This is a genomic window from Streptomyces scabichelini (genome assembly GCF_011045015.1).
Lineage (GTDB): Bacteria > Actinomycetota > Actinomycetes > Streptomycetales > Streptomycetaceae > Streptomyces > Streptomyces scabichelini.
The window spans coordinates 1-5,499 of record NZ_JAAKZY010000365.1 but is presented as its reverse complement, the minus strand read 5'-3'; the positions used below and the strand labels follow the sequence as shown (position 1 = coordinate 5,499).

Here is a 5,499-nt window from a genome sequence, read left to right as displayed (position 1 = left end):
GAATTCAGCCCGTCCGGCGTTTGAGGACGAGGCCGCCAGGCCGACAACGGGGGTCCGGGGGCGGAGCCCCAGGGGACGGGAAGCGTAGGCGAGATCCCTTGACAGCTCCGATGTATGGCGGGATCTTGTGCGAGTCCAGGGGGTGAGCGGGTCAACCGTGGTGCCCCCAACGGGAATTCGTCGGATGGGTGACCGTATGAGACACCGTAGAGCACTCGCCTTGTGGGCCGCCGTACTCTCCCTGTTAGCGGGACTGGTTCTCACGTCCAGCCCTGTCGCAGCCGCGGAGACGGAAAGGGAGACGCCACCCCGTCAGAACACCCTCCGCAACGCCACCGCCGGACTCTTCCTCCACTGGGGCATGTTCACCGCCCCCAAGCACTACGACTGCGCGGAGTGGGAGAAGGCGGTCACCGACGGCGGCTGGACGCCTGACTACTGGGTCGACGAGGCCCGCAAGCTCAAGGCGAGTTACATCGTGCTCGCCACCTTCCACTCACGGCTCGGCTACGCCCGCCCCTGGCCGTCCAAGATCCCCGGCTCCTGCTCGACGGAACGCGACATCCTCGGGGAACTGATCAAGGCCGCGAACGCCAAGGGCCTCAAGGTCATCCTCTACATGACCGACGACCCCAAGTGGCACAACGAGCAGGGCATCGAGACCCTCGACTCGGCCGCGTACTCCGCCTACAAGGGCCGCGACGTCGACCTCACCACCCGCCCCGGCTTCGGCGAGTTCAGCTACGAGAACTTCTTCGAGGTCATGGCCAACTACCCGAAACTCTCCGGGTTCTGGATCGACAACGACAACGAGTACTGGGAGCAGAACCAGCTCTACGAACAGATCCGGCAACGGCGCCCGGACATGACGCTGAGCAACAACAACGAGGACACCCCGGCCATGGACATGGTGTCCCACGAACAGAAGACCGGGATGACCCCGCCGTACGACCAGCCCTCGGCGATCTGGACCCCGATGCCCCGCCTCACCGAGTCCTGCTACAAGGTCCCGGACACGGGCGCGTGGTGGTACGACGGCCAGGACCGCCCCGTCTCCACCGGCCTCAACGTCGGGCGTTACGCCGCCAACGCCGGCACGTCCATCAAGTCCCTCATGAACCTCACCGCGATGGTCAACGGCAGATTCCCGCCCCAGCAGCAGAAGTTCACCGACTTCATGAAGGACTATCTGCCGCCCGTCTGGGAGTCCCTGCACGGAGTCGACGGCGGCGGCTACATGTACGGCGGCATGCAGCCCGGCGCCTGGAACGACGGCGCATACGGCTACATCACCGTCAGCCGGGCCAACCCCACCACCAAGCAGTACGTACACGTCACCACCAAGCCCACCACCAGCGACGAGGTCCGCATCCGCGACAACGGCTACAAGGTGAAGCGGATCACCGATCTGCGTACCGGCAAGCGCCTGCCGTTCGACCAGCGCGACGGCACGCTCACCATCGACTCGATCGCCGACTGGGACGCGTACGACACGGTGTTCAAGGTGGAGACCGCCCCCGCGCGGCAGGGCGTGTACCCGGCCGGCGCGGTCAAGGCGAGTGAACCCGCCCTCACCGATGGGGACTTCACCTCGTACACGGACAACAAGGGCGTACTTCCCGCGAGTTACACCCTCGACCTCGGCAAGGCCCGCAAGGCCACGTACCTCGGCATCAACCAGAGCGAGTGGTCGCCCACGTACAACAGGGAGACCTTCGGCAGGGCGGAGGACTCCGCGCGGATCAAGGACTACACGGTGTCCGTGAGCGATGACGGGTCGACCTGGCGCGAGGTGAAGGCCGGGGTGCTGGAGAGCGCCCGGGGCGTCCGGTTCATCGACCTCGGTGACGTACGCACCCGCTACCTCAGGCTGGATGTGGCCACGACCTGGGCGGCGGCGACCGTGCCGCGGTTCTATCAGCAACTCCGGATCGACGAGATCCAGGTGGGTCACGGCCACCCCCGGGGCCACGGCTGACCCCGATGTCACCAGCGCCGCCCGGAGGCCCCCGCCATCGGGCGGCGTCGCCCATTTTCGCCAGGTACAGTGCGGGGAATCAGCAGATCCCAGGGTGAGGCCCCCGCACGTGTTGACGCAGACCACCACCAGGGTCCTCGAACCGAGTGACCTGGACGCCGCGCTCGCCGTCCTCGACCGCGAGCCGGTAGTGAACGCCTTCGTGACATCCCGGGTGCATGTCGCGGGCCTCGACCCGTGGCGGCTCGGCGGCGAGATGTGGGGCTGGTACGAGGACGGCATGCTGACGTCCCTCTGTTACGCGGGCGCCAACCTGGTCCCGATCTGCGCGACTCCCCGCGCCGTACGCGCCTTCGCGGACCGGGCCCGTCGCGCGGGCCGCCGCTGCTCCTCCATAGTCGGCCCCGCCGAGGCCACCGCCCAGCTGTGGCACCTGCTCGAACCGAACTGGGGCCCCGCCCGCGAGGTCCGCCCCCAACAGCCCCTGATGGTCACCGACCGGGTGCCCTCCGACATCGCCCCGGATCCGTACGTCCGCCGCATCCGCAAGGACGAGATGGAGACGATCATGCCCGCGTGCGTGGCGATGTTCACCGAGGAGGTCGGCGTCTCGCCGCTCGCCGGTGACGGCGGGCTCCTCTATCAGGCCCGGGTCGCCGAACTCGTCGGCTCCGGGCGCTCGTTCGCCCGCCTCGGCCCGGACGGCCGGGTGATCTTCAAGGCGGAGATCGGCGCCGCGACCCCACAGGCCTGCCAGATCCAGGGCGTCTGGGTCGCCCCCGAGTACCGAGGCCAGGGCCTCGCGGCACCCGGCATGGCGGCCGTCCTCCGCTACGCCCTCGCGGACGTCGCACCAGTCGCCAGCCTGTACGTCAACGACTTCAACACGGCGGCCCGCCGCACGTACCAGAGGGTGGGCTTCCAGGAGATCGGCGCATTCATGAGCGTGCTGTTCTGAGGTTCGCCCCTTTAAGTTCGGGGGGCTGAGCGCCCCTTTAGGGGCGCGGGGAACTGCGCGACCAGCCACAAACGACCCGCACCCAACAAGACAACCCGCAGTCCCCAGCGCAACCCAGGGCAGCGCACAGGTAGTCTCCCCGACATGCTTCGCATCCCCGGCCAGGGCCCCCGTACGCCCGACGACGTCGTCATCGGCCCGCTGGATCTGGCCGCACGGATCGACGAGGCGCTCGCCGTGCAGGCCGTGGCCTTCGGGCTCGGCTCGGACGAGATCGCCGTACGGCGGCAGATCGTGCTGCGGCATCTCACCTACCCCGGCGCCCGCGCACTCGGCGCCACCACACCCGACGGCCGGCTCGTCGGGTTCGTCTACGGCATGCCCAACGACCGCGCGCACTGGTGGTCCACCGTCGTCGAGCCCTATCTGCGCGCCCAGGGCCACGAATCCTGGCTCGACGACTCTTTCGTGATCACCGAGCTGCACGTGCACCCGCACTACCAGAACCGCGGCATCGGCCGCGCCCTGATCACCACCATCACGGAAGGGGCCACCGAGCCCCGCTCGATCCTCTCGGCCATCGACACGGACAGCCCGGCCCGCGGCCTGTACCACTCCCTCGGCTACCAGGACCTGGCCCGCAACGTCCTGTTCCCCAGCGCCCCGAAGCCGTACGCGGTGATGGGCGCCCCCTTGCCCCTCCGCAGGCGCTGAGTGCCCGGGGTGCCGACCGCCTGAAGCGCCGACCGATTTCCACCCGGATGGCACGCCCGGCTAACCTCCTAGCCATCACCCTTACCCCGCAGGAGTTAAGAATCATGGCCCAGGTCCAGCGCATGTCCCGGTTGATGGTCAAGACACTGCGCGACGACCCGGCGGACGCCGAGACGCTCAGCCACAAGCTGCTCGTCCGCGCCGGCTACGTGCGCCGCACGTCGGCCGGTATCTGGACGTGGCTGCCGCTGGGCAAGAAGGTCCTCGAGAACGTCTCGCGCGTGGTGCGCGAGGAGATGGACGCCATCGGCGGCCAGGAGGTCCTGCTGCCCGCTCTGCTGCCGCGCGAGCCGTACGAGGCGTCGGGCCGCTGGGAGGAGTACGGCGACCTCCTCTTCCGCGTCAAGGACCGCAAGGGCGCCGACTATCTGCTGGGCCCGACGCACGAGGAGATCTTCACCCAGATCGTCAAGGACCAGTGCTCGTCCTACAAGGACCTGCCGGTGATCCTCTACCAGATCCAGACCAAGTACCGGGACGAGGCCCGCCCCCGCTCCGGCGTGCTGCGCGGCCGCGAGTTCCAGATGAAGGACTCGTACTCCTTCGACACCACGGACGAGGGGCTCGCCGAGTCGTACGCGCTGCACCGCGAGGCGTACCAGAAGATCTTCGCGCGCCTGGGTCTGGATTACCGCATCGTCTCCGCCGTCTCCGGCGCGATGGGCGGCTCGGCCTCGGAGGAGTTCCTGGCGCCCGCCGCGGCCGGTGAGGACACCTTCGTGGACTGCCCGGCCTGCGACTACGCGGCGAACACGGAGGCGGTCACCTTCGCGCTGACGCCGGTCGAGGGCGTCGAGCACGGCCCGGTCGAGGAGCTGGACACCCCCGACACCCCGACCATCGAGACCCTCGCCGAGCACCTCGGTGTGCCGGCCTCCGCCACCCTCAAGAACCTCCTGGTCAAGGTGGACGGCGAGATCGTCGCCGTCGGCGTCCCCGGCGACCGGGAGGTCGACCTCGGCAAGCTGGGCGAACACCTCGCGCCCGCCGTCGTGGAGCTGGTGACGGCCGAGGACTTCGTGGGCCGTGAGGATCTCGTACGCGGTTACGTGGGCCCGCAGGGCCTGGACAAGGTCCGCTACATCGCCGACCCGCGCGTGGCGCCGGGCACGGCCTGGATCACGGGCGCGAACAAGCCGGACAAGCACGCGCGCAACGTGGTCTGCGGCCGGGACTTCGAGGTGGACGACTACCTCGACGTGGTCGTCGTCGAGGCGGGCGACCCGTGCCCCGCCTGCGGCACCGGCCTCAAGATGGACCGCGCCATCGAGATCGGCCACATCTTCCAGCTGGGGCGCAAGTACGCGGACACCTTCCAGCTCGACGTCCTCGGCCAGAACGGCAAGCCGGTCCGCGTGACCATGGGCTCGTACGGCATCGGCGTCTCCCGCGCGGTGGCCGCCCTCGCCGAGCAGTCGGCGGACGAGCAGGGTCTGTGCTGGTCCCGCGAGGTGGCCCCGGCCGACGTGCACGTCGTCGCCGCCGGCAAGGCCCTCCAGACCGAGCTGGCGCTCGACGTCTCTCAGAAGCTGGGCGCGGCGGGCGTACGCGTCCTGGTGGACGACCGGGCCGGGGTCTCGCCCGGCGTGAAGTTCACGGACGCCGAGCTGATCGGCGTCCCCAAGATCCTGGTCGCCGGCCGCCGCTCGGCCGAGGGCGTCCTCGAGCTCAAGGACCGCCGCACGGGCGAGCGCGAGGAGCTGCCGCTCGAGGAGGCCATCGCCCGCCTGACGGCGTAACGGCGCCTCCACCGGGTGGGTTTTTCGCCCCCGCCGCCCCTACCCGTTCC

4 protein-coding genes are annotated in these 5,499 nt (G+C 69.3%); all 4 read left to right on the top strand.

The genetic code is table 11. The features are described 5' to 3' along the window. Nucleotides 1–196: 196 nt before the first annotated feature. The 4 genes from G5C60_RS49130 (at nt 197) to G5C60_RS49115 (ending at nt 5,449) form a co-directional block, all read left to right on the top strand. Nucleotides 197–1,978, top strand: a complete 1,782-nt coding sequence (locus G5C60_RS49130; protein ID WP_241267628.1) for an alpha-L-fucosidase — start codon at nt 197–199, stop codon at nt 1,976–1,978. Nucleotides 1,979–2,087: 109 nt separating this feature from the next. Further along, nucleotides 2,088–2,936 (top strand): GNAT family N-acetyltransferase, encoded by an 849-nt coding sequence (locus G5C60_RS49125; RefSeq protein WP_165270553.1) that lies wholly within the window; start codon nt 2,088–2,090, stop codon nt 2,934–2,936. 144 nt (nt 2,937–3,080) lie between these two features. Next, nucleotides 3,081–3,650: a GNAT family N-acetyltransferase gene (locus G5C60_RS49120; RefSeq protein ID WP_165270551.1), complete on the top strand. Its 570-nt coding sequence runs from the start codon at nt 3,081–3,083 to the stop codon at nt 3,648–3,650. A gap of 104 nt (nt 3,651–3,754) precedes the next feature. Then, on the top strand, nt 3,755–5,449 hold the full coding sequence (locus G5C60_RS49115; RefSeq protein WP_165270549.1) for a proline--tRNA ligase: 1,695 nt from the start codon (nt 3,755–3,757) through the stop codon (nt 5,447–5,449). Nucleotides 5,450–5,499 lie beyond the last annotated feature (50 nt).

What these genes read in the sequence shown, in the direction of transcription:
- G5C60_RS49130 (WP_241267628.1), top strand. Translation starts at nt 197, where the DNA reads ATGAGACACCGTAGAGCACTCGCCTTGTGGGCCGCCGTACTCTCCCTG.
- G5C60_RS49120 (WP_165270551.1), top strand. Translation starts at nt 3,081, where the DNA reads ATGCTTCGCATCCCCGGCCAGGGCCCCCGTACGCCCGACGACGTCGTC.
- G5C60_RS49115 (WP_165270549.1), top strand. Translation starts at nt 3,755, where the DNA reads ATGGCCCAGGTCCAGCGCATGTCCCGGTTGATGGTCAAGACACTGCGC.